The sequence below is a fragment of the Furfurilactobacillus cerevisiae genome, from assembly GCF_048961765.1.
Classification (GTDB): domain Bacteria; phylum Bacillota; class Bacilli; order Lactobacillales; family Lactobacillaceae; genus Furfurilactobacillus; species Furfurilactobacillus milii_A.
On record NZ_CP185253.1, the window covers coordinates 1,997,944 to 2,021,831 of the forward strand.

The window sequence follows — 23,888 nt, forward strand, 5'->3', positions numbered from 1 at the left end:
TTCAAAATAATCTTTTTATCATTATAGCAGTTCGGCGAATACGTCCTCTTGTTGATTCAAGAAAGTTTCACCGGGATGAATCTCTGTCATTTTGACACCAGCCAGTGCTTCCTCAAGCAAACCTTCGACATCAATTCGCTGTTCAAACTCGCGCGTCCGATCCAGGTTAGGCTTTGTCTTAGGTGCTGGCGGTGCAAAAATCGTGCAACAATCCTCAAACGGTAACACTGACAGATCAAATGTATCAATCTTCTTGGCTACATCAATGATTTCATTCTTATCCATTGAAACCACTGGCCGTAAGATTGGCATAGTTGTCACATCATTAATAGCCAGCATGCTTTCCATCGTTTGAGACGCGACCTGACCTAGAGACTCGCCGTTGAAAATGCCTAATCCGTGGCGTTTTTCTGCTAAAGCAACGGTCAAACGCAACATCATCCGACGTTGTACCGTCATCAGATAGCCTTCAGGAACCTTCTCTTTGATTTCTTCCTGAATCTTGGTAAATGGCACCTGAATAAATCGAATCTTGCCAGTATAGGCCGTTAACTTAGCCGTTAATTCCATGGCCTTATCCAGTGCCTGTTGACTCGTGTATGGCGGGCTAAAGAAATGCACCATTTCGACTTGAACGCCACGTTTCATCGCTAGGTAAGCCGCGACTGGTGAGTCAATGCCCCCTGACAACATCATCATCCCTTTACCAGCGGTTCCCACAGGCATTCCCATGGCGCCAGCAAACGTTTGACTAGACAGAAAGATCCCGTTGTTACGTACTTCAACCCGCAGCGTTAAATCAGGTTGCTTCATTTGGACATGAATATCCTCAAAAGCGTTTAAAATGACACCACCCAGATGATCATTCATTTCATACGTGCTCAAACCAAAATGATGATTAGACCGGCGCGTATCGATTTTAAACGTCATGCCTGGCTTGTATTGCTCTTTAACCATGTCAATGGCCTGTTGGTCAACCAATGCTTGATCCAGATCCACCTTGACAGATGGTGAATAGTTTTCGATTCCGAAAACGTTGCTCAACCGTTTCATCACTAACGCTGAGTCCGCACCATTAAGTGTTAAGTGCATTCTGTCATGATCAGGATGAACCTTTACGTCGGGAATATCATGAAGCACGCCACGGACATTATTGCCTAAACGGTCAATAAACGACTTACGGTTTTTCCCCTTTGTTGATAATTCGCCATAGCGAACCATAATTTCATCATATTGCATTAACGAGCCTCCCTTATTTGTCTTCAATTACTTTATTAGCAGTTGATTACCTGCCGATCGTTTGTCACAAATTCGCTCAATCGCCTAGCTATTAATTTTCTTAAACTGCTCATATAGCTGATCAAACACTTGATTAAATGTGTCTGCTTCAGCTAACATATTATTTTCATCCAAGCTCACACGAACAGCACTGGTTGAAATTTGGTCTGGCACCTTCATTGCTTTAAGCGTGCTTGAGGCCAAATGTTTCTTGGAAGAACAAGCGCTCGTTGTCGAAATGTAGATATCATGATCTTCAAAAGCATGCACAATCGTTTCACCACGAACACCTTCAATAGCAAAGCATAAAATATGCGGTGCAAAATGGTCATTATCTTGTGAAAACAACGTGACTTTCGGAAAATCTTTGATGTGATTCAAGATTCGACCGCGAACCGCCCGTTCATTTGCAACGTTGGTCTCTTCATTTGTCAGTAACAAACGTAGAGCACGCGCCATCCCCGCGATTGCAGGTAGATTCTCTGTCCCACTACGCAAATTACGTTCTTGACCACCACCGGTCATCAACGGCGCAATTCGTTTGCCTGAGCGAGCGTAAATAAAGCCGATGCCACGAGGGGCATGGAACTTATGACCGGAAAAGGTAATAAAGTCAACGCGATCGTTAAAAATTAAATCCGAGATGCCTTTACCAATGCCCTGAACGGCGTCAATGTGGAAGTGAATCGTCGGATAATCCTGTAAAACAGCTGCGATATCCTTTAATGGCTGAATACTGCCAACTTCGTTATTAACTGCCATCACAGAGACTAAAATCGTATCCGGTCGAATTGCTGCCTTCACATCGGCCGCACTGACGCGTCCCTCTTCATCAACAGGTAGATACGTAATCTCATAACCAAGTTGTGCTAATTGCTCCATAGAGTTATGCACTGCAGGGTGTTCCACAGAAGAAGTAATAATGTGGCGACCAAACGCCCGTTTTTCCATCGCTGTACCTTTAACGACCCAGTTGTCGCCTTCAGTACCCCCACTGGTAAACAAAATTTCACTCAACTTAACGCCTAATAAATCCGCAATCTGTTGACGAGATTGCTCTAGCAAGTTATAGGCTTGTTCACCAAAATTATGCAAAGACGACGGATTGCCCCAAATGGTTTGACTGACTTTGGAGTACGTCTCCAAAACAGATGGTGCCACCTTTGTCGTTGCGCTGTTATCAAAGTAAATCATGTTGTCCCTTCCTCGTTTTAAATTCGGTTCGACTCGAGTTAAAAACTTGAATCAGTATATCACGTTTGCCCGCCCTCATGCGAACATCTGTCCATTCACGACAACATTCATCACATAACGAGCGTGCCATTGTTAGCAACCATATGTTCCTATTGCGGTTGTAACGAAAAAACGATCATCCATGCATACTTCACACAGACAATCGGCATTTTCAATTAACGCTCACGAAACAATTTATCTTATTTGAAGAGAAAACCTAGCTACGCCTGTGAAGTCGGTGTTTCTGGTTGATTACCATAGTAACTATCTTCAATTCGTTTGTATGCGCCTGGCTCAATCTTTTCAAGTGCATTAGCAATTGTCTCTAATGACTCGGAATACTTATAATCGCGATCAAACAGTTGTTGAGCGCGTTGGCTGGCCGCAACCATTTCTTCATCCGAATTACGATAACGATTAGCATATTGAAGCAATTGCTCAGCCAGCACGGCACTGTCACGAACATCGTTACTCTTTTCCGTTAAGGTAGCCAAATCGGCCTGAATCATCACTAACTGCTTGGTCACATCTTCCATATTAATCTGAGTTTGGCTCAGAGCACCACCCAGCTTCTCTACTTCATCGCTGACAACGTAGAAATAATCCAAGTAGTCCTTGGGCAAACCAGGCAGGTTCAGACTCTCTAACTGACGTTTGATGGTGTGCATCTGGTTATCAAACTGTTGGAAACGTTGGCGTGCTTTTTGTTCCTGTGCGCCCAATCCTTTGATGCCATCATTGATTTGACGCTGTTGCTGCTCAATCTGCGTCAAAGCTTGTAGCTGATCTAACTGATGTTGTTGAATGTTGGAATAGCTATCGGTATGCGTCGCTAATGCATTGACATCCGTACGATAGTACTCTTCTATTTTTTCAATTTCTGTTGCCAGTGTTTGTGCATTGTCGAGCTCACCATGATTCAATACATAGCTTTGTCCAAGTCGATCCAATTCGACCTGCAGGGCGCGGTTTTGCTGTTTGGCATGTGCTAAGAAAGCTTGCAACTCTTCATTTTGATCATCAACTTCAGGCTTAGCCTTAACTTCTTTTTCAAGGACTGCATATAAATCATCAATTTGAACTTCAATATTATGATTATCGGCGGTCGTTGTAGCAACATCCAAATCGGATAAATGTTGATTGGCTGTCTGAATTTCACCCTTAATCCGGTTTACTTGACCGGGAATATCCACGTTGCCAAACACAAAATTTTGCGACGTCATCTGTTGGTAACCATCAACAATGTCGTTCAGTTGATCACTGAAGCCACTCTTCAGATCACGATATAACGGTGGAATGGTATCAATCAAATGATCCAAGTCATCTGTGCCCTCAGTCAACTGATCCAATACCTTCTGGGCAGCAACATGATCGCCCTGTTGAGATAAGTTTGTAAACTCATCAAACTGATCTTCGAGTTCAGCAAGGTTGTGTTCTAACTTATCTATACTAGGACCGAAACTTAAATTCTGAGACAAGAGCACCTTTCGTAAATCTTGGTACTTCTTTTCCAATTGATTAACAGCAGCTCGGTGATCACTGTCGACTTTTTTTAGCGCTTCAAGGCCGCCCTGCACATGCATCAACTTGTCCGTTGCTTCGTCCAGTAAGTCAGTTGCCTGCTGCAACTCGTTACGGGTTTTAACAAAATTAATACCCCGTGCATCAACCATCAGCTGATTAATCACCTGGTCAACTCGTGGTAACGTCTTTGTTTCCACACTCTGGTATTCATCGGTTAAGCCATTGAAAGCAGTCAACGATTGACCCGTCAAACTCAACTGATGACCAGTTTCAACTTGTTTGTCTACATGAAGTTGACGCAGATCCTCGCGTCGATCCTTCAACGCTTGAATTCTCCGACCAGTTATTTTTTGGAACGCAAAGACCGCTCCAAACAAGATAATTGCTAGAATGATGATGCCAATTAAAACTTGAACCATTTTGCACGTCCATCCCCGTTTGCAAGCCATTGATTGCTTGCTTTTTTGAAATAAATCATTAAAATGTACGTCATCAAATTGAAATCTCACTAATTGAAACGTAACTAACTAATGAAAAGTATAGCATAGCCAGTTTTTCGCTTTAGATTACGTTTCTGTGACTTTATACTTTTTTAGTTCTTACCCAAGGAGGATCACATGTCTGAAACAACGAAATCCCTATTAAATCAGCAATTAGACGCCCTCTTAACTGATGAGCACGATTTAATTGCAAATTTAGCAAATGCCTCTGCTTTATTGAAGCAAACAGTTCCCGATCTTAACTGGGCCGGTTTCTACCTATACCACCGTGCCGACGATGAACTTATGCTTGGCCCATTCCAGGGAAATGTCGCCTGCGTGCACATTAAACCAGGCCGTGGTGTCTGTGGCACAGCTTTAACCACTCAAGAGGTACAAGTTGTGCCAAATGTTCATGAGTTTGCCGACCACATTGCATGTGATTCTGCCAGCAATGCAGAACTTGTGGTTCCATTAACGAAAAATGACGTTAAAATTGGTGTCATGGATTTAGACTCGCCAACATTAAATCGGTTTAGCAATGAAGACGTGGCTGAACTAACCGCATTCGCACAGGCTCTCGTAAGCCATCTTGACATTACCGCCTAAATCACGGTATACTATTTCAGTTGTAAAATTTGCAGCAGTAGGTGGTAAGCTCGTCAACAGATTGGTGCCGGCGATTGCCTAGTGCCATCGTTGGTTCAACTAGTACCCGGGGCTGCTCCGGTGAACATTGCAAAACAACCTGCACGAATACCGAGCCTACACTTCGCATATTTTACTCCAAACAAATTATTTGGAGGACATTTAAATGTCACGTTATACAGGTCCTTCCTGGAAATTGTCACGTCGTTTAGGCGTTTCACTTTCAGGAACAGGTAAAGAATTAGCTCGTCGTCCATACGCCCCTGGTGATCATGGTCAAGGTCGTCGTGGTAAGGTTTCAGAATATGGTACGCAATTACGTGAAAAGCAAAAGTTGCGTTTCACCTACGGCATGACTGAACGTCAATTTGCTAACTTGTTCATTAAAGCTGGTAAAATTCGTAAGGGCACGCATGGTACTAACTTCCTCGTTCTGTTGGAACGTCGTTTGGACAACATGGTTTACCGTTTAGGTTTGGCTACTACTCGTCGTCAAGCTCGTCAATTGGTTAACCATGGTCACATCACTGTTGATGGCAAACGTGTTGACATTCCTTCATACGAAGTTAAAGTTGGCCAAGAAATTGCCGTTCGTGACAAGTCAAAGAAATTAGTTATTATCCAAGCCGCTGTTGAAGCCGTTGTTGGTCGCCCAGCTTACGTTGAGTTCGATGCTGACAACTTAAAGGGTTCATTAGTTCGCTTGCCAGAACGTGAAGATCTGGATGCTGATATTGACGAATCATTAATCGTTGAATACTACAACAAGTTGTAATTTTCTTACTTCTTGTTCTCGAAACCGATGGGCTCGCCCATCGGTTTTTCTATGTTCTTTTTTAATCAGTAACAAGTCCCAAATGCGCAGTCACATATAATGGTTATGTTATACTAGCCAGTGAGAAATCAACTGGGGAGGTATTGATATGGCTGATAATCATGGCACAGATGGTGATACGAACCAACGCCTTTCAAATGCAATTTATGGTACTCCAAAAATCAACCCGGACGAACAGCGTCATTATCTGGGAACATTTCGTGAACGCGTTGCACTGACCATGACCGTTGCTCAACTTAGGAGTGGCGATTACCTCACTGCGTTCGGCAACGACCTCAGTCAACGAGACGAAGTTAATAATACCGTGTTGATGAACGGAAATTTAGGTCAGGACGTTTTAGGACCCTACATTCGAACCACAACCATGCATGCGGTCTCATTTACAATTAAAAATGATCCTGAATATAAAATTGGTGACGATGACTTAGCGTTGGTGGTCACTGCCAAAACGGCCATTGACGTTAATCCTGTTGACATCGCCAAAAAATATGCCGACCAAACTTCATCTAATAGTGATCAGCCAAAGCCAGTGAAAAAAACAAGCTTTTGGCAACGGTTATTCAATAAATGAAAACTATTACTGAATTCAATCTATAAACGCACTGGCTTCCCTCCCTAGGAACTCAGTGCGTTTATGTCACTAGATCTCACACGCAACTTACCATTTCTTTTAACCGGAGGAACACCTTGCAACCTTTAGCTTATCGCATGCGTCCTAAACGCATTGAAGATATCGTGGGCCAACAACATCTTGTTGGTCCTGGAAAAATCATTAATCGCATGGTTAAAGCGAAACTGCTTTCTTCCATGATTCTTTATGGTCCACCTGGTACCGGTAAAACAAGTATTGCAAGTGCTATTGCCGGATCAACTAAATATGCTTTCCGAATGCTTAACGCGGCGACTGACGGCAAAAAAGAACTTCAAATCGTCGCCGAAGAAGCTAAAATGAGTGGCACTGTCGTTTTATTACTAGACGAAATTCACCGTTTGGACAAAGTTAAACAGGATTTTTTGCTACCACTGTTAGAAAGCGGCGCCATTATTCTTATCGGAGCGACCACTGAAAATCCGTATATCAACATCAATCCTGCCATTCGTAGCCGTACCCAAATCTTCGAAGTTTATCCCCTCACTCCTGAAGATATTGAAACTGCCATCGATCGCGCACTCGCGGACGAGTCAAACGGTTTAGGTAAGATTAAGGTCAATCTAGATGAAAATGCCCGTCATCACCTGGCCAGTGCCACCAATGGTGACCTGCGTAGTGCGCTTAATGCACTAGAATTGGCCGTTCAATCTACTGATCCTGACAATGATAAAACTGTCCACATTACACTCCCGGTCGTTGAAGAATGTTTACAGCGCAAAGCCTTGTCCGCGGATAAAGATGGTGACGCACACTATGATGTTATTTCTGCTTTTCAAAAATCCATTCGGGGTTCAGACACTAATGCCGCCCTACACTACATGAGCCGTTTAATTGCCGCTGGTGACCTAACTATCATCTGCCGTCGACTTCTTGTCATCGCCTATGAAGATATTGGACTGGCAAATCCCCCTGCCACCGCCCACACCGTTTCAGCCGTCACGGCAGCTCAACAGTTAGGCCTGCCAGAAGGACGAATTCCTCTAGCAGACGCCGTGATTGAGCTTTGTTTGTCTCCTAAATCAGACTCCGGCATCAGCGCAGTCGACAGTGCACTGGCTGATGTCAATGCCGGTAAAAGCGGTGATATTCCTGCTCACTTAAAGGATGCCCATTATAAAGGCGCTGCTAAGCTGGGCCACGGCGTAAACTATCAATTTCCACATGACTTCCCTAATGACTGGGTAAAGCAGCAATATTTGCCGGATAATTTGGCGAATGCAACCTATTATCATCCTAAGGACAATGGGCGCTATGAATCTGCACTCGGTGAACAATACGCCCGACTAATGGCGGCTAGTGGGCATCCATTACCACCTAGGAACAAAAAATAATGTTTTTCAAACAACCAACGCTAATAATTGCGTCTTTAAAAAAATCATGCTATGCTCGATATGAATTCTAAGATGTACGCAAGGCTCAACTTACAGTGTTGCCTTACAGTCTTTTTACTTAGGGTGTGACTCTAGTATCGCCTATGATAGGCCTTTTCTCTTGGTAATCAGAAGCCTTAACAGCCACGCCCACCTGCCTTGTCGCGGGTCAACTCTGAAGAGCCGGTTGTCGGCATCACTAGTTTTCATCAAAGTGCATACTTTGGAACGTCAGTCTCCTAGAGGCTGGCGTTTTTCTTTTATTTGAATCGCCAAATTTTAACTTCGATGAAAACAATTCGCCCTATCGTTTTAGGAAAGAGTCATTTATAATTAACTCTCATGAGGTAAGAATATGTTAATAAAAATTTTAATCTGCATTTTTGCAGTCATCTTCTTTTTCATCAGTGGTTATCTTTGGTTTCACCGCCAAACAGGCTTTTTATTGTTTACACCTGATCGTCACCCACAAATTGGCACACTGCTCACTTTTTGGGCCATCGAATTGTTCATCGTTGGACTGTTGGCTATCGCAGGTTTATTTAGTCTCGTTGTGATGGTCATCGCTTTGATTGTCGGCTGTCTATCAGGGATGCTGCTCGGATTAACACTCGTCCGCTTTATGAACTAGTAGCCATAGCAGTTAGTGAATTTTCCTTAACACTCTTCTCAAATTTGTCTCCTTGTTTATTATAAATCGCACGCAAAAACGGATTTTTGAATGAAAATACAGCGCTTTCACTTTTGTTTTCAAGCGGTTTACAGTAGAATAAAGGTAGAAAAATAAAGGGGAGTGAATTTCATGGCACAACAATACAAACGGATTTTAGTTCCAATCGATGGTTCACGTGAAGCTGAATTGGCCTTTAAGAAGGCTGTCGCGGTTACACAACGAAATGGTGACGATGCCGAGTTGCACTTACTCCATGTTGTTGATACCCGTGCTTTCCAAAACATCTCAAGTTTTGATACAACCATGGTTGAACAAGTTACTGAAACGGCCAAGAAAACACTCGATAAGTATGCGGCCGAAGCTAAAGAAGCTGGCGTTAAGTGTGAATACTCAATCGAGTATGGCGCACCAAAGTCAATCATTGCACAAGAGGTTCCTAAGGAACTCAATACTGATTTGATTATGATTGGCGCTACTGGGTTAAACGCTGTTGAACGCTTATTAATCGGTTCTGTTACCGAATATGTCACTCGTGCCGCAGTTTGTGATGTCTTGGTTGTTCGGACTGATTTAGCTAACAAGCCTGTCTCAGCTAAGGAAGGCGCTCAAGCCACAAACAAGAAGTAATTTCTACTTAAACCAAAATAAAAAAGATTCAATCCGCGTTTGCTCACTGTGGATTGAATCTTTTTTCGTTTTAATTTACTGCTATTAATTTCATAACGCCAACGGTGGAATTTGATACTTTGCAACATTACTTGTAATACTCTCGGCCAACCGCTGATTCTTAGACACTAACGCTAATGCATAGGCGATATACATATTTTGTTGCGCACTCTTATCGTCATCCAACTTGAGTTGACTAAGCGCCATTGTTTGGTAAATATCTTCAAGTAAAAACAAACTATTATTTTGTTCACTCAGTTTAATCGCCTTCTTGGCAAGCGATAAAGTACGACCATCTTTGCCAATTTCTTGGAAAAACTTAGCTGCTTGTAGATATGAAGACACTTGATCCTGAACAAGATCGTGACTATCTGAGTCAAATTCATCCAAATCGCGAACGGCTTGGTTAACAAATAGTTCAGCCTTGTCAAATTCACCTTTTTTCGCATAGGCAAGCCCTAATCCCAACCGTGACATCAGTGAATAGATATCCTTACTGCGATTATTGAACTCATTCAATAACATGCCAAAGTTGAAAATAGCCTCATCTGGATTGTCATGATTCATCAGTTGCAACTGACCACGATAATAGTAGTAAGCCTTAATTTCATCATTCTCTTTCAAACTTCGAAGTTTCACACGATCCAACCGGCTTTCCGCATTACGGTACTGAGCAGTCCGCACTGCATAACCGACTTCACGAAAGATTTGGACTGCCTGATCGTCTGTTTCAACGATCACGTCATTTAATTGAATTCCCAAGCGGCTGCAAAGTTTTAATAAAATCTGCATGCTCGGAATCTTATTCCGTTTTTCAATCAAACTGATAGTTGCTTGGGTACAAATGTTTTTAGCCAAATCCTTCTGCGATAACCCCCGTGCTTTGCGGTATGCACGAACCCGAGCGCCTAAAATTCTCATCTTTTCTGCCTCATTCATTCTGCTGAATCAGGCGAGACGCAATGCACTTATTTCAATACACACTCATAGGCCAAACGTTGTGCATTTCCGTCAATATAAATATGACCGCAGTACTCAAAACCAACTTTTTGGACCACATGTTGCATGACTTGGTTTTGTTTATGCGTATCGACACGAACGGACACAACGTCTTGATCATGCTTCAACGTTGCCATCAACTTTGTAAACAGCGTCTCAGCGAGATGCTGACCACGAAATTGACTTGAGACAGCGACCCGATGAATCGCCGCATACTTAGCAGACGGCATTAGCCAACTACCGGTTTCAACTAAGCGGTAGTTCGGATCAACACCAACTATCGCAGCCGCAACAGCAGCAATTTGAGTGTCATTGGCAAGCACATACAAACGACTCGCCTTAATATCTGCCAACATATCAGCCTGTGCCGGATAGCCATCCTGCCACTGGTCAAACCCTTGCTTTGCAATAAACGTCTGGGCACCACGGATAATCACCATTATTTGATCCATGTCTGCCGTCGTTGCCAGTCGCAATTTAAAGTTACCCAAACACAAACGCCTTCTTCCAAAATGATTGTCGCATCAAGATTAAATTACTTTTACCCCGGCGGTAAAAAAATTCACACTTTGTGAAATAAAATACGTTTTACCATCATCGTCAGGCTCATGAAGCCGCGTGTCAGAACGGTTTCCATCTCCATGTCCGCGATAATTTTTGCCGTTATCATCATCGCATGTTTTCTTAAATTCGTCCAGTGGTATGGACCGATAAATATATTTCTTTTTGGCGATAGCAATTATCTTCATGATCGTTGATAAAGCCCGCCGCCTGTAGGAAACTGGTGGTCGTTTTGGGACCAACTCCCCTAATCCCCCATTCATAAAAAAGTGTGGTTGTTTGTTTAATGAATGTATATTTCACTTGATCATTTCTCGCCATTTCTAATCCCAGCGGTTGTTGGCGTTGCAAATTCCATAACTGTTCCGCCGGCGATATCTCTCCTAACTGCTGTTGTTGCCACTGACGCGCGTTGTGAATCACGTTCTCAATCTTTCTTCGGTTACGGATCATCGCTGGATCAGCCAATAGCAGTTGCGTATCTGCGATGGAAAAACCGGCTAGTTGATCAATATCGAAGTTTGCTAATCCTTTCCTTAAAGCTGAGCGTCGTGACAAAATTAACGACCACGTCAAACCAGCTTGAAATACTTCCAAACTTAACAGTTCAAATAATAATTGATCTTCATATACGGGTACGCCCCATTCGCTATCATGGTAATTCATAACCAATTCATTTCGATCTGCCCATCCACATCGCTGTTGCATGTATAAACCTCCAATAGTGTCCTTTTAGTCAACACACTAAACATACGCAAAGACGAACCCGTTTGTTTTTTGTAAAATCGAGTAGGAGATAATTGATTAGTTCAATTATCGACCTCTCACACCACCGTACGTACGGTTCCGTATACGGCGGTTCGACAACTTAATCACATTGAATTGACTGGAGCGTCTTGGACATATTCATAAGTCCGAGTTGTTCCAGTTTTCTATTAGTTAGAGAATAGCTCAAGGTCTTACTATGTGCAGTTCGCCAGTAGCCCTTTCGGGTACTAGCGAAGACATATGCATCATGCTGGGACAGCCCCAACTTCTGTAAGTTAGTTACCTTAGTTTTAAACTTTTTCCATTGCTTCCAAATATACTGCCTTATTCGGACCCTCAACCACTTGTCAAGGCGTTGAATAAAGTTAGTTAGTTTCCCAATTGAGTAGTACTGAAGCCACCCACGCATTTTTCGATGAATTTCTTCAAACATTCTTGTCAGAGATATTCCACGATTACGTTTAGTTAATAACTTCAGTGCTTTCTTTACTCGTTGTTGCGATTGTTTAGCTGGACGGGCGTAGGCCCCATTGTGGTCTACACCCAACGAAAAGCCAAGAAACTTCAACCGTAGCGGGCTACCGACTTTGGTTTTATCTGGGTTCACTTTAACTTTCAAGCGCTTTTCTAGAAACTGGGTAATGCTTCGCATTACTCGTTCTCCGGCTCGTTGACTTTTAACATAGATGTTACAATCATCCGCATAGCGCACAAAGTGATGACCACGTCTAGTCAACTCTTCGTCCAACTCATTTAGATAGATGTTCGCCAGTAGTGGTGACAATGGCCCTCCTTGTGGGGTTCCTTTTTCACTCTTAGCGAAAAGCCCATGGTCTAAGACTCCGCTAGTTAGAAACTTACGAATGAGTCTTAGTGTCCATGGGTCATCAATATATTGTTGGAGATACTTAATCATCAAGTCATGATTAACGTTATCAAAATAGGCTTTTAGGTCTAAGTCGACAACTCTTCGATAACCTTGATTATAAAGATCTACTACTTTTGCAATAGCGTCATGGGCCCCACGGTGGGGACGAAAGCCAAAACTATTATCAGAGAAAACGCGCTCAAAGATAAGTGTAAGAATTTGGGCCACAGCTTGTTGAACCATTCGGTCCACCACCGTTGGTATTCCAAGTCTTCTTACTCCACCATTAGGCTTCGGAATTTCTACCCGTTTGACTGGAGCTGGTTTATACTTGCCCTCACGCAAACTAGCGATCAGTTCCGTCTTATTTTCTCTGAGATATGGCAGAAGGTCATTGACTGTCATATCGTCAACACCTGCTGCTCCTTTATTTCTCTTAACTCGCAAATAAGCCTGATTAAGGTTATTGCGATCCAAGACCAGGTCTTGGATAGTGACACTCATACCTTTACCTTCACCATAACCGGTACTACGCGCCCTTGTGTACTTTCGGTTTTCCAAACCTATCCTCGACAAGCGGTCAGCTTGTTGTTCTGTTTTCTGCGATTGTCGCACCTGATTACACCTCCGATATAAGTTACAAGTTATTGTCGTTCAGTCCTTCATCTGATTATTCAAACTACTATGACCTCGGCTGACTTCTGGCTTACTCAACACTGCATCACTGCACCGCTTGTTTCTGTGGAAATTAAACTTATTCCTCTTGTCGGAAACGTGTAGGCCAGATCTCCCCGGGTAATGTAAAAGGCACCCGTAAAATGTAGGAAAACGGCAGGTTAGAACTGTTGGTTTTCCTACATTTTTTGTATCATGAATCACATCAGAGTGTAGGAGGAATTTGATGTGAGACGTGATTTAAGAGAAGGAGTGACGATTTACGTGACTGAAAATATTAAGCCTAACTTCGCCGAGATTGCCCGGCAATATAATGTTGATTATCGAACCGTTAAGAAAGCCTATGAGGAAGTCAAAGCTGGACTTAAGGGCCGACCAAGTGGTCGACCGAAACGGCCAAGTTTACTGGATCCATTCAAGCAAACCATCGATTCAAAGCTTGAACTAAATTGTTCGGCTGCTTCAATTTTTAAATTTATCCAGAAGAAGGGCTTTACCGGCAGCTATACCCTCGTGAAAGATTATTGTCGCCAAACCCGCCGAGAACGAGTTAAGAAAGCTACCATTCGGATTGAACATTCCCCTGGTCTCTCTGCTCAAGTTGACTGGAAAGAAGAAATGGCCCTAGTGAGCAGCGAGGGTGAGCTGTTTAAATTCAATATTTTCTTGTATGTATTGCCTTATTCAAAACTCAAATATATGACACTAACCTTTGATCGGAGCCAAGATACCCTCTTTTCTTGCTTACACGACGCTTTCCTTCATACCGGAGGTATTCCGACGGAAATCTGGTTTGATAATATGAAAACCGTTGTGGATCATACAAAATCCCAGTTTGGCCACGCTGTCTTTAACGAACGGTTCCACGAATTCTGTAAAGATGCCGGTTTCACACCAATTGCTTGTCGACCATTCAGACCACAAACTAAAGGTGCAGTTGAAGCCCTTGCTCGCACGGTTGAACGTTTACGGCCATACAATACTGAATTTGCTGATGGAACTGAGCTAATCGAACTAGTTCATATGCTCCGAGATGATCTAAATCATGAAACTTCGCAGGCCACGGACGAAGTCCCGTACCTGAAATGGTTAGACGAAGAAAAAGAGTACCTTCATCGCGTTCCAGTTAATCTCCTTGAACCATACTTCGAAGAAAACATTACCCGTGTCGTTTCGAAGGAGGCCATGATCAATTTCCGCAAATGTAAGTACTCAGTAGATCCGCGATACATTGGTTGTACGGTTGCTGTTGAAATCTCCAATGATGAGCAGCGCATTCACATTTATTATAACGGAGAAGAAATTCGTACGCACTCCATAACTACCAATTCGCTGAATTATGACCCCCAAGATCAGTTCAATATCCTCAAATCTGATTTGCTTAAAGGGCGGACAGATGAAGACATTTCAGCTTACATTCGTGAACATATGACTGATTACGACAACTTATAGGAGGCTACCATGACCACTAATAATCAAATTCTTTTAAATAATCTTGAGCGCTTAGGGTTAAACAAAATCCGTGAATACTTGCCGAATTACCTTGATCAAATTCACACTGATAATCTGTCATTAACTGAGGCGCTAATTGATTTAACTAATTCGGAACTCCAGAATCGACACGAAGGTCAGATTGCACGGGCCATTGGCCGTGCTCGGTTCCCCAATACAAAATCCCTAGATACATTTGATTTTAGCTTTCAACCCAGTATGAATCGCCAAGAGGTTCTGGAATTCCAGAATCTGGCTTTTATGGAAAAGTCTGAAAACTTAATCTTTATTGGCAATCCGGGAGTCGGTAAAACCCACTTGGCAATTAGTATTGGGATTGAGGCCTGTAAACAGGGCTGTCGGGTTCTCTTTATTAATTGTCATGAGCTGTTGATTAGATTGAGAGCAGCTTACGAAAAAGGACTGCTTGATCGATCTCTAAGCCGCTATTCGCGCTATGACCTATTAATTATTGATGAAATTGGGTATTTGCCAATTGGTCACCAAGAAGCTAACCTCTTATTTCAGCTAGTCAATGCCCGCTATGAAAAGCATTCAACGATCATTACCAGCAATAGTGATCTATCCGCTTGGGTTGATATTTTCCAGAACCCAACTGTGACAGCAGCCATTCTCGATCGCTTGGTTCATCATGTTCACGTAGTGAAGATCACTGGTAAATCTTACCGATTACGTGGCCTCAAGTAACTGCCGAAAACCTACATTTCTTTCTGCCGAAAACCTACATTTTTAAACTGCCCTTGACAGGTAAGAATATTAGCTTTCGTACCATGTCATCGTTAGCTTTACTGAGACCAACTTCGAGTAGTATTGGACTTCAACTTGTCTAGCAGCCTTATCCAGTTAATTTCAGCCTTATAGCTACTTCTTGTTCATCGATGCAGTACTTTGCCTTAGACTTCCTTCAGATTCCACCTCACGGTGGACACCCTTGTCCTCAGCTCATGGTTCCGACTACTACGGCCCATAGCGGACTTTCACCACCTAGCTAATACCCATGCCGGGCGCACTAAAAAACGGAATCCAATTTTATAGGATTCCGTTTTAAACTTATTTTTAAAACCTCGATTTAAAATTGAAGTGCAACACCTGCTCTAATAGACCAGTTCTTTATTCAGACTAGTCAAAAAGGCCATGAAGACCTATTCTTAATTCACCACAAACAAGAAAGAGGTATCTTCATGACCCGAATTAAGAATATCATATCTAATCAGTATCACCAACTCAATTTAGCTGAACGTGGTCGAATTGAATCCCTAAGGGACTTAGATTGGTCTATCCGCCGGATTGCCCAGGCCCTTCATCGTAATCCCAGCACGATTTCACGTGAATTAAAACGTGGGACAACGACACAGATTAACGCTAGTACTCATATCTTTGAACAGTCATATCTGGCAGAAACTGGTGAAGCAATTTATCGTAAGCACCGACTAAATAGCTGTTATCGTGGACTCTTTGATCATTGTCAAACCTTCTGTAATGCTTTGGTGACAGCTTTAAAAGCGCGTCCCAGGATGCATAGTGTGGATACTTTTGTCCACCAATTCAAGACTGATCACCCAAGGCTTGTCTGCCCCTCAACACCGACGGTGTACCGGTATATTGATGACCAGCGTTTAGCTATCCGCAATTCAGACCTACCAGCTAAACTACGTCGCCGGATTAAATGCCCCGGGGCAAAGCATCATCGAATCAATAAGAAAAATCTGGGCCATTCAATCGAAGAGCGTCCCGCCATGGTTCAAGCGCGTCAAGAGCTTGGACACTGGGAAGGTGACTTGGTCAAAGGCAAACGGGTTGAATCTGAGCCAGCATTAATGACTTTGACTGAACGTGTTAGTCGCTTAGAGATCATCGTTAAACTTCCCAATTATCATGCCGACACTTGCTTGAAAGCCCTCCAGAATACCTTATATGACTATGGAACCGAGCACTTTAAAACCATTACTTTTGATAATGGTGCTGAGTTCTCAAGCTTGAGTCAAGTCAAGGGAACTGACATCTACTTTGCCCATCCTTATTCACCATGGGAACGTGGAACCAATGAGAACACTAACGGCCTTTTGCGCGAGTTCTTCCCGAAGGGCAGATCCTTGGCTTCGGCCTCACTCATTGACATTCAGCTGGCTCAAGATACCTTAAACAACCGGCTACGGCGGTCATTGAACTATCGCTGCCCAGCCGATCTAATGCCTGAACTAGCTTAGCAACTAGACCACTTCTAAGAATAGATTCTTAGTGTTGCACTTGATTTGACAATTGAGGCTTATTTTTAAAAGGCAGTTTTACAACATAAAATGACAATTTCTAGTTAAACTTCTTCTCACCAACGTGTTCGGTACCTAGCTTGGTAAAAGAGTAACTGATGGACTGATTACGTTTGTACTCTGCTAGTCCGTAATCAATGATCTCATCAATCAAGCTTGGATAATCAATTCCCGAAACACCCCACATTTGTGGATACAAACTGATGTTGGTAAAACCAGGCAGCGTGTTTGGTTCACTAAGATAAGGCACGCCATCTTTAGACACAAGAAAATCGATTCGTGCCATCCCCTTAAGCCCAAGAGCAACATAAGCATCCAGTGCCATTTGAGTGATTTCCTGTGTTAAAGATTCCGGCAACACAACGGGCAATTCAAAGACGACGCCACTTGCATCGACAAACTTATTATTGTAGTCATAGAACGTATCTGAATCTGGGACACGGACAGCACCTAATTTTGAAGCCCGTGGTTTTTCATTGCCTAAAATCGAAATTTCAATTTCTTGAGGGCCATCGATTGCCTCTTCAGCCAGCACTTTAAAGTCATACTGAAGCGCATCTGCCAATCCAGCATTATATTCATCAGCATTCGTTACGCGATGAATCCCCACAGAAGAGCCTTGATCTGCCGGCTTCAAAAACATGACGCGACCAATTTTGGCAGCTACTGTTTCGTAGTCCATCTGATCCTTGTTCTCAGGCGTAATGACAACATACTCCGTGTTACGGACGTGTGCTTGTGTCAGAATCCGCTTGGTCATGTCTTTATCAAAGGCCAGTGCAGATGCTAGAACATTACTCCCAATGTAAGGTTTCTTCAATAATTTAAACAGACCTTGCACAGTCCCGTCTTCACCCAAATTACCGTGAATAACAGGATAAAACAAATCGATATCAGACACCTCATTTAATGCCATGATTGGTGCCAATGGGTTGCTCAAATCAATTTTAGGCATCTCTTCGCTAACAACCAAGTCCTCATCTTCACCATCAAAAATACGGTGCGAGGCCTTATTACCTAGCAAGATGCCGTCCTTGGTAAACATAAATAAGCTGACGTCATACTTGTCCTTGTCCATTGCGTCATAAATGTTATGCGCAGAACGTTTAGAAACATCATGTTCTGACGAGTTACCACCAAACAATAACGCAATGTGCAGCTTTTTATTTTTCATAACGTTGATCATCCTATCTTTTCTTTTTTCCGGTCAGTAAGTGAACCTTAAGTATACCAGAATCAATCAGTGACACCAACTCACTTTGCCCGTTTAGAAAAGATTTTTGCTTGTTACAGTCTAGGCTACCCAACCGCTATGAAAGGAAGTCAACTTCAGCGTTAATTGCGTTGCTGACTTCTTCTGGGTAATCTTCGCGCAAAATCATGGCCGATAGTAGCCGTGATCGGTTAAACAGTCGTGTCCACCCAGCTTCATCCTCTGGCTGAGGTGTATTACTTAAGCATACACGCCATTGACGCCATTCCTGCAAAAAGGCCTGTTCATATAAGTCGTTTAAATTAACGACCGTCGCTAAATAAGCCGCTAACCGACGACTTTCCCCAAAAATTAGTGGCGTTCCGAGTCGACGATACTTTTCTAAAATTTCAATCATTAGAAAGACTTTATCGGCCCGTGTAAGGACTTGGCTTTCCGCCAGTTCATCCAGTAAATTACCGATATGTGTATAGGCGTGTGCCCAGCCAGAAGTCCCAACAAACCCACGGGTATCATTTTCTAAAGCAATGTAGGTGGCCAGCTGATCAACTAACCTCATCGTGGTCTCAGCGTCTAGAAAATGGGCGTCAACCCGATCCGCATACGCAAGCAACGATAAAATCATCACCGCAAATGACCGACCGAAAATAGCTGTATTTTCCGGTTCAGTAATATGATTAAACAAAACACGATCCTGCAGAAGCGTATTGACTGCCAAACGTAGCTGAGAATCCGACAACACATGCTGTTGCAACGCGTCATTAAAGAAGAAATAAATTCCCCGATCGCGTACATCAACATCAGGTGACCCTAAGTGATTTAATAATTGCATCAACTGATCATCGGTGATCTTATCCAATGTTGTCGCCCGAATTTGCTGATTCAACATTTTTAATAGGTCTTTAATGCCATCAGCATCATCAGGCAAACTAACTGGCGTCTCATCATTACTTGGTAAATTATCCAATACCGCACCAATTTTTGTGTTTAGCGACTGAAAAACGGCACCAGCCTGTACCTGTTGACGAAGATTCCTTAATTGTGTCCGAACATCGTCAACCTGTTTCAATTCATCTGCCATCATTATTCACCCATTTCTTTTTCTGGTTACAATCTTACTGACGTTTAAGTCGATAAGCAACTCATGTCGTCTGAACAATTAACATTTGAGCGTACCGGCATAAATCAACCACACAAACCAACAATTTGCGTTACACTAATCGCAGACAGTTTTTAGAAAGAGAGTTGATTATTTATGAAGCCAATTATTGGAATTGGAACCAACCACTTGGTTCGCCCCAGCCAGCACATGAGTACCAACTATGTTGACTATACACAAAAGAATTACGTTTCCTCCCTTGTTAATGCCGGCGCACTGCCCCTACTGTTGCCAATTTCAGACCCAGAGATGGCGGCGGCCTATGTTGAACGTGTGGACGCGATTCTACTTACTGGCGGTCAAGATGTCAGTCCCCGTCTCTACGGTCAGGACCCGATTCCACAGAATGAATTAAATGATTGGGATCGTGATCAATTTGAGCAAGGACTTATTCACGCCGCTATTGCTGCCCACAAACCAATTTTGGGCATTTGCCGTGGTATCCAGCTCATCAACGCGGTTCTGGGTGGAACCGATTATCAAGACATTCCAACGCAGGTACCTAACGCTATTGGTCATAATCAATTTCCAACAGACTGGGCGTCACCGGTCCATCGTATCACAACCACAAACGGCAGTTTACTTCAGCAAATCTATGGCAAACAAGCTTGGGTTAACTCTTTTCATCACCAATCTGTGAGAAAAGTAGCACCAGGTTTGACCGTCACTGCCACGGCCGCTGATGGCGTTGTGGAGGCCGTCGAAGATTCTGATCGGCATATTTTAGCTGTTCAATTCCATCCTGAAATGATGGCAGCTACCAACCAACAAGCCGCCGCACTGTTTACCGCCTTCGTAAATGACGTTCGCGATACACTTGCTTAATCCTCATATCGTTCTAATTCTAAACAGAAACGTGCTCATGGAGTTTAATCATCCATGAGCACGTTTTATTTAATTCGATAATTTACTTTGATTCACTCAGTGTTAGCAACCAAGCTTCGTCCCAATCGCCGTTTAAGGCATCCGGACTTTCCTTTAATGCTGGGTTAACTTCCACAACAGTCCCACTTACTGGACTTGGCATGTCGGAAACAGCCTTTTCGGCTTCAATGCTAGCAAATGTGTCGCCGGCAACTAACTTGCTACCTGCCTTAGGCAAATCGATGTAAGTAACGTTTCCCAATTCGTCTTGCGCGTCCTTGCTTAAGCCTAAGCGAACATTGTCACCATCTTTTTTAGTCCAGAAATACTTGTTTTCGTTTTCCACAATCTATTCCTCACTTTATCAACTTATTTGAAGCTGGCTTCACTACTAAACATATAACTCGTGTAATGATAGCGCATCGACATAATTAACCCGACTCCAATCAGATTCCCAATCAAAGCGGATCCTCCCTGACTCACAAACGGCAGTGGAATCCCGGTTAATGGTAGCAGTCCGATGTTCATCCCAATATTTTCAAAAACATGGAATAAAATCATCATGACAACACCGGTTGCAATGTACGCATAAAATTCATTTTTTGTATCAAACGTTACCCTGACCATTTGCCAAATCAAGTAGAAATACAGCATGATCAGTAACAGACCACCAACAAACCCAAAGTTTTCACCAATAACCGAGAAAATCATATCTGATTCCCGAACTGGCACGTAAACGTGAGATACGTTAAATCCGGTACCGAACAGGCCACCTGATCCAATTGCTTTCATGCTCTGCCAGAGTTGATAACCTTGATTAGAGGTATCTGCAGCCGGATGCCGCCACGTGTCCACACGGGCAAATTGATAGGCCTGGAAACCCAAATGGCCTAACAGCGTCCGTCCCCAGTCACTAAGCACCAATGTCAGTGCAACACCACCGACAATGACAACGAGCGCAAAGGTTGGCACAATAATACGCCAAGTAACCCCTGAAACCAAAACCATACCAGCGAAAATAGCAGCAAACACTAGGTTTGTCCCAAAGTCATTTTGTAACTTCATCAAAACAAAAATGGGTAGCGTCCACAGGAACATTTTACCGATTAACAACCAATCTGTCTTAACTGTGTGAGTTGGATGATCATTGTTATGCATTGTGATTACCCGCGCCATCATCAAGATATACGCCGGTTTCATCACTTCAGACGGCTGAAATGTCAGCGGCCCAATAGCAAACCAACTACGAGCCCCGGTCTGCACATAATAAGCACGACTGTAAAATACAAGCACCGCGACCAACAGGAAAATTCCCACACCATAGGCCAACGGCGCCAGCTTCCACAACTGTTCGGAATCAAACTGCATTAAAATCACGACGGCGACAGTCCCAATGGCATACCATAAGACCTGTGTAATAACCTGTTTAACAACGCTAACTGACTTTGTATCATGACTGGCAGCGACATAAATCGATGCAATACCGATCAATGCCAGCATAAGCACACAAAAAATAATGCCCCAATCAATGCGTGAATCTAAATCTTTATCTTTGTTTTTGCGGCTAATTGAAGTTCGTCCCTGTTGCACGTGCAGCCTCCTTTAACCATGTAAATTAAACTCAGCCAAGATTGCTTGTAGTGCATCTTCCTGACTATTTGCAACAATCTTTTGACCATTAGCGGTCGTTGCCAGAAACTTTTTATCATTTGGCCGAATATCACCAATGACCTGCTTGTTAACAGAAACTTGTTCAATCGTTTCTCCGTCAACATCAACTTCATCAATCGATACCGGCACTGTTTTATCTTTTTTTGCCATGATGCTCCCCATGAAAGTATGCCGCAACAATTGGATCCATATCTTTAGGATCTGGATTACGGCGAATTGTAAAGAAATCTGGAACCGGATCATACCCGCCGCGAATAAAAGGATTACAGCGCAGGATCCGCGCAATTCCCATCACTAGGCCTAGAAAAGCACCATGCTTTTTTAAAGCCATCAACATGTAGTTTGAACATGTTGGATAATAGCGACAACTTGGCGGAAATAACGGTGAAATAAACCGTTGGTAACCACGAACCAACTTCGTGAGTAACCATTTCATAACTGCCTCCGTTACAACTGTGGACCTTTTTTACCGTTCATTCGCTCTAACAGTTCACCGGCACCTTTGGCCACATTATCAAGTGGTTGTTCGGAAATCATGACAGGTACTTGAAGCTCGCGAGAAATGAGCTGATCGATACCTTCTAGCAAGGAACCACCACCTGTCAAAATAATGCCACGATCAATGATATCTGCAGCCAATTCTGGTTGAATTCGTTCCAAAACACCATGCGCAGCGTCAATAATCTGTTGCAACGTGTCATGCAATGCAGCTTCAACTTCATTAGCATTGATTTCCACGGCATGAGGCATCCCATCAACGGCATCACGACCACGAACTTCCATACTCTCTGGATGTTCCAGATGAATAGCAGTCCCAATTTTAATCTTAATGTTTTCGGCTGAATGTTCACCAATCGTCAACCCATGTTCACGTTTGACATAAGCCGCGATATCAGCATTCATTCGGTCACCAGCCATGCGTAATGATGTGCTGGCAACAATATCACCAAGAGATAAGACCGCAATATCAGAGGTTCCACCACCAATATCAATAACCATGTTACCAGTCGCTTGGTAAACATCTAAGCCAGCACCAATAGCAGCAACCTTAGGTTCATATTCCAAATAAACCTTGGCACCGCCAGATTTTTCAGCGGCTTGAATGATAGCCTTTCGTTCAATTTCAGTAATGTTGGTTGGGGCACAAATCATAATGTTAGGACGCGACATAAAGCCCTTCACGTTCAGCTTATTAATGAAGTATGACAGCATTTCCTCCGTAACATCAAAATCGGAAATAACCCCGTCCTTTAATGGGCGAATGGCCCGAATATTGCTGGGCGTGCGGCCAACCATTCGGTAAGCTTCTGAACCCACAGCTAAAACACGCTCAGTTTTGGTATCTACGGCAACGACGGACGGTTCATCAAGAACGATGCCCTTGCCAACAACATAAATCAACACATTGGCCGTGCCTAAATCGATTCCAATATCTTTGGCCATGTTGAACTCCTTTCAATTCGTACAATTTCAATGCACAATTATAGCATATTACCACTTTGTCCGTCAGCAGTTGATCGGTCAAAATCCGCGGAGAAATAGGAATTTGCAAACATTTTTAGGTTTTCGTTAATTTCCATCTCAGACACAAAAATTGTTATACGCAAATAAGCCATCTCAAATTTTTCCTTCACGACGTCCATCAACATAGAATGTCCCCATTCACCAAAAATGTGAATGAGGACATTTTGCATTAAACAGCTTCTGTTAAATGTGAATCAATAAGTATCATGATTCCAGTCAAACCAATCAACTAATTAAATTACCTTCAAACTCTTCTTTGAAATAACGGCCTTGAGATCCGTATCAATATCAACGCGTTCAATCTCAGCGCCTAGGTTCGCCAATTTTTCATGGAAATCACAATAGCCACGATCCAAATATTTCAGGTTGGTGTAAAAGGCACCCGTAAAATGTAGGAAAACGGCAGGTTAGAACTGTTGGTTTTCCTACATTTTTTGTATCATGAATCA

General features: G+C 43.0%; 24 protein-coding genes and 1 pseudogene. 10 read left to right on the top strand and 15 right to left on the bottom strand.

Annotated features, from left to right (window positions below):
- Nucleotides 1-21 precede the first annotated feature (21 nt).
- The 3 genes from thiI to ezrA all read right to left on the bottom strand — a co-directional run bounded on the left by thiI (nucleotide 22) and on the right by ezrA (nucleotide 4,454).
- On the bottom strand, nucleotides 22-1,239 hold the full coding sequence (gene thiI / locus ABUE36_RS09710; RefSeq protein WP_161000840.1) for a tRNA uracil 4-sulfurtransferase ThiI: 1,218 nt from the start codon (nucleotides 1,237-1,239) through the stop codon (nucleotides 22-24).
- A gap of 84 nt (nucleotides 1,240-1,323) precedes the next feature.
- Nucleotides 1,324-2,472 carry a cysteine desulfurase family protein gene (locus ABUE36_RS09715; protein ID WP_161000839.1) on the bottom strand — a complete coding sequence of 383 codons (1,149 nt, stop codon included), beginning with the start codon at nucleotides 2,470-2,472 and terminating at the stop codon, nucleotides 1,324-1,326.
- Nucleotides 2,473-2,732: 260 nt separating this feature from the next.
- Nucleotides 2,733-4,454 carry a septation ring formation regulator EzrA gene (ezrA, locus tag ABUE36_RS09720; protein ID WP_161000838.1) on the bottom strand — a complete coding sequence of 574 codons (1,722 nt, stop codon included), beginning with the start codon at nucleotides 4,452-4,454 and terminating at the stop codon, nucleotides 2,733-2,735.
- A 198-nt stretch (nucleotides 4,455-4,652) separates the two neighbouring features.
- Between ezrA and ABUE36_RS09725 the strand changes: the two genes are divergently transcribed.
- The 6 genes from ABUE36_RS09725 (at nucleotide 4,653) to ABUE36_RS09750 (ending at nucleotide 9,319) form a co-directional block, all read left to right on the top strand.
- Complete coding sequence (locus tag ABUE36_RS09725) at nucleotides 4,653-5,123, top strand: GAF domain-containing protein (RefSeq protein WP_161000837.1); 471 nt, start codon at nucleotides 4,653-4,655, stop codon at nucleotides 5,121-5,123.
- 205 nt (nucleotides 5,124-5,328) lie between these two features.
- Nucleotides 5,329-5,937, top strand: coding sequence for a 30S ribosomal protein S4 (gene rpsD, locus ABUE36_RS09730; RefSeq protein WP_017261223.1), 609 nt, complete (start codon nucleotides 5,329-5,331; stop codon nucleotides 5,935-5,937).
- 148 nt (nucleotides 5,938-6,085) lie between these two features.
- Complete coding sequence (locus tag ABUE36_RS09735) at nucleotides 6,086-6,568, top strand: YueI family protein (protein WP_161000836.1); 483 nt, start codon at nucleotides 6,086-6,088, stop codon at nucleotides 6,566-6,568.
- A gap of 137 nt (nucleotides 6,569-6,705) precedes the next feature.
- Nucleotides 6,706-7,980 carry a replication-associated recombination protein A gene (locus tag ABUE36_RS09740; RefSeq protein ID WP_421017482.1) on the top strand — a complete coding sequence of 425 codons (1,275 nt, stop codon included), beginning with the start codon at nucleotides 6,706-6,708 and terminating at the stop codon, nucleotides 7,978-7,980.
- A gap of 394 nt (nucleotides 7,981-8,374) precedes the next feature.
- On the top strand, nucleotides 8,375-8,650 hold the full coding sequence (locus tag ABUE36_RS09745; protein WP_161000835.1) for a hypothetical protein: 276 nt from the start codon (nucleotides 8,375-8,377) through the stop codon (nucleotides 8,648-8,650).
- Between the two features lie 171 nt (nucleotides 8,651-8,821).
- The gene (locus tag ABUE36_RS09750; protein ID WP_017261227.1) at nucleotides 8,822-9,319 is read left to right on the top strand and encodes a universal stress protein; all 498 of its coding nucleotides are present in this window, start codon (nucleotides 8,822-8,824) and stop codon (nucleotides 9,317-9,319) included.
- Nucleotides 9,320-9,409: 90 nt separating this feature from the next.
- Here ABUE36_RS09750 and ABUE36_RS09755 read toward each other — a convergent pair whose 3' ends face one another.
- The 4 genes from ABUE36_RS09755 to ltrA form a co-directional block, all read right to left on the bottom strand.
- Nucleotides 9,410-10,279 (bottom strand): helix-turn-helix transcriptional regulator, encoded by an 870-nt coding sequence (locus ABUE36_RS09755; protein ID WP_161000834.1) that lies wholly within the window; start codon nucleotides 10,277-10,279, stop codon nucleotides 9,410-9,412.
- 47 nt (nucleotides 10,280-10,326) lie between these two features.
- Nucleotides 10,327-10,848 (bottom strand): GNAT family N-acetyltransferase, encoded by a 522-nt coding sequence (locus ABUE36_RS09760; RefSeq protein WP_421016662.1) that lies wholly within the window; start codon nucleotides 10,846-10,848, stop codon nucleotides 10,327-10,329.
- A gap of 193 nt (nucleotides 10,849-11,041) precedes the next feature.
- A complete protein-coding gene (locus tag ABUE36_RS09765; protein WP_161000832.1) occupies nucleotides 11,042-11,626 on the bottom strand; it encodes a DNA-3-methyladenine glycosylase I in 585 nt (194 codons plus the stop codon).
- 160 nt (nucleotides 11,627-11,786) lie between these two features.
- On the bottom strand, nucleotides 11,787-13,169 hold the full coding sequence (ltrA, locus tag ABUE36_RS09770) for a group II intron reverse transcriptase/maturase (RefSeq protein WP_407910939.1): 1,383 nt from the start codon (nucleotides 13,167-13,169) through the stop codon (nucleotides 11,787-11,789).
- 288 nt (nucleotides 13,170-13,457) lie between these two features.
- On the opposite strand from ltrA, the gene istA reads away from it, so the two are divergent.
- The 3 genes from istA to ABUE36_RS09785 all read left to right on the top strand — a co-directional run bounded on the left by istA (nucleotide 13,458) and on the right by ABUE36_RS09785 (nucleotide 16,948).
- Complete coding sequence (istA, locus tag ABUE36_RS09775) at nucleotides 13,458-14,681, top strand: IS21 family transposase (protein ID WP_003555353.1); 1,224 nt, start codon at nucleotides 13,458-13,460, stop codon at nucleotides 14,679-14,681.
- A gap of 9 nt (nucleotides 14,682-14,690) precedes the next feature.
- Nucleotides 14,691-15,428, top strand: coding sequence for an IS21-like element helper ATPase IstB (gene istB / locus ABUE36_RS09780; protein WP_014386885.1), 738 nt, complete (start codon nucleotides 14,691-14,693; stop codon nucleotides 15,426-15,428).
- Nucleotides 15,429-15,922: 494 nt separating this feature from the next.
- Nucleotides 15,923-16,948: an IS30 family transposase gene (locus ABUE36_RS09785; protein ID WP_010619295.1), complete on the top strand. Its 1,026-nt coding sequence runs from the start codon at nucleotides 15,923-15,925 to the stop codon at nucleotides 16,946-16,948.
- 100 nt (nucleotides 16,949-17,048) lie between these two features.
- On the opposite strand, the gene ABUE36_RS09790 is transcribed toward ABUE36_RS09785, so the two are convergent.
- Both ABUE36_RS09790 and ABUE36_RS09795 read right to left on the bottom strand, forming a co-directional pair.
- Nucleotides 17,049-18,182 carry a D-alanine--D-alanine ligase family protein gene (locus ABUE36_RS09790; RefSeq protein ID WP_161000831.1) on the bottom strand — a complete coding sequence of 378 codons (1,134 nt, stop codon included), beginning with the start codon at nucleotides 18,180-18,182 and terminating at the stop codon, nucleotides 17,049-17,051.
- Nucleotides 18,183-18,318: 136 nt separating this feature from the next.
- Entirely contained in the window at nucleotides 18,319-19,305 is a 987-nt protein-coding gene (locus ABUE36_RS09795) for a DUF2785 domain-containing protein (RefSeq protein ID WP_421016663.1), read from the bottom strand.
- 171 nt (nucleotides 19,306-19,476) lie between these two features.
- Here ABUE36_RS09795 and ABUE36_RS09800 point away from each other — a divergent pair, with 171 nt between their 5' ends.
- The gene (locus ABUE36_RS09800) at nucleotides 19,477-20,205 is read left to right on the top strand and encodes a gamma-glutamyl-gamma-aminobutyrate hydrolase family protein (RefSeq protein WP_161000829.1); all 729 of its coding nucleotides are present in this window, start codon (nucleotides 19,477-19,479) and stop codon (nucleotides 20,203-20,205) included.
- 82 nt (nucleotides 20,206-20,287) lie between these two features.
- Here the strand turns inward: ABUE36_RS09800 and ABUE36_RS09805 are convergent, their stop codons facing one another.
- From ABUE36_RS09805 to ABUE36_RS09830, 6 genes and pseudogenes are all read right to left on the bottom strand, one after another.
- Complete coding sequence (locus ABUE36_RS09805) at nucleotides 20,288-20,590, bottom strand: glycine cleavage system protein H (RefSeq protein ID WP_017261235.1); 303 nt, start codon at nucleotides 20,588-20,590, stop codon at nucleotides 20,288-20,290.
- A 23-nt stretch (nucleotides 20,591-20,613) separates the two neighbouring features.
- Nucleotides 20,614-21,834, bottom strand: a complete 1,221-nt coding sequence (locus tag ABUE36_RS09810; protein ID WP_017261236.1) for an FtsW/RodA/SpoVE family cell cycle protein — start codon at nucleotides 21,832-21,834, stop codon at nucleotides 20,614-20,616.
- Between the two features lie 12 nt (nucleotides 21,835-21,846).
- Nucleotides 21,847-22,065 carry a DUF2969 domain-containing protein gene (locus tag ABUE36_RS09815; RefSeq protein WP_017261237.1) on the bottom strand — a complete coding sequence of 73 codons (219 nt, stop codon included), beginning with the start codon at nucleotides 22,063-22,065 and terminating at the stop codon, nucleotides 21,847-21,849.
- Entirely contained in the window at nucleotides 22,049-22,351 is a 303-nt protein-coding gene (gene yidD / locus ABUE36_RS09820) for a membrane protein insertion efficiency factor YidD (protein WP_161000828.1), read from the bottom strand. The genes ABUE36_RS09815 and yidD overlap by 17 nt, the downstream gene beginning before the upstream one ends.
- An 11-nt stretch (nucleotides 22,352-22,362) precedes the next feature.
- The gene (locus ABUE36_RS09825) at nucleotides 22,363-23,358 is read right to left on the bottom strand and encodes a rod shape-determining protein (RefSeq protein ID WP_017261239.1); all 996 of its coding nucleotides are present in this window, start codon (nucleotides 23,356-23,358) and stop codon (nucleotides 22,363-22,365) included.
- Between the two features lie 314 nt (nucleotides 23,359-23,672).
- Nucleotides 23,673-23,810 (bottom strand): annotated as a pseudogene (locus tag ABUE36_RS09830) (UDP-N-acetylglucosamine 1-carboxyvinyltransferase); the annotation flags it as partial.
- Between the last annotated feature and the right edge of the window lie 78 nt (nucleotides 23,811-23,888).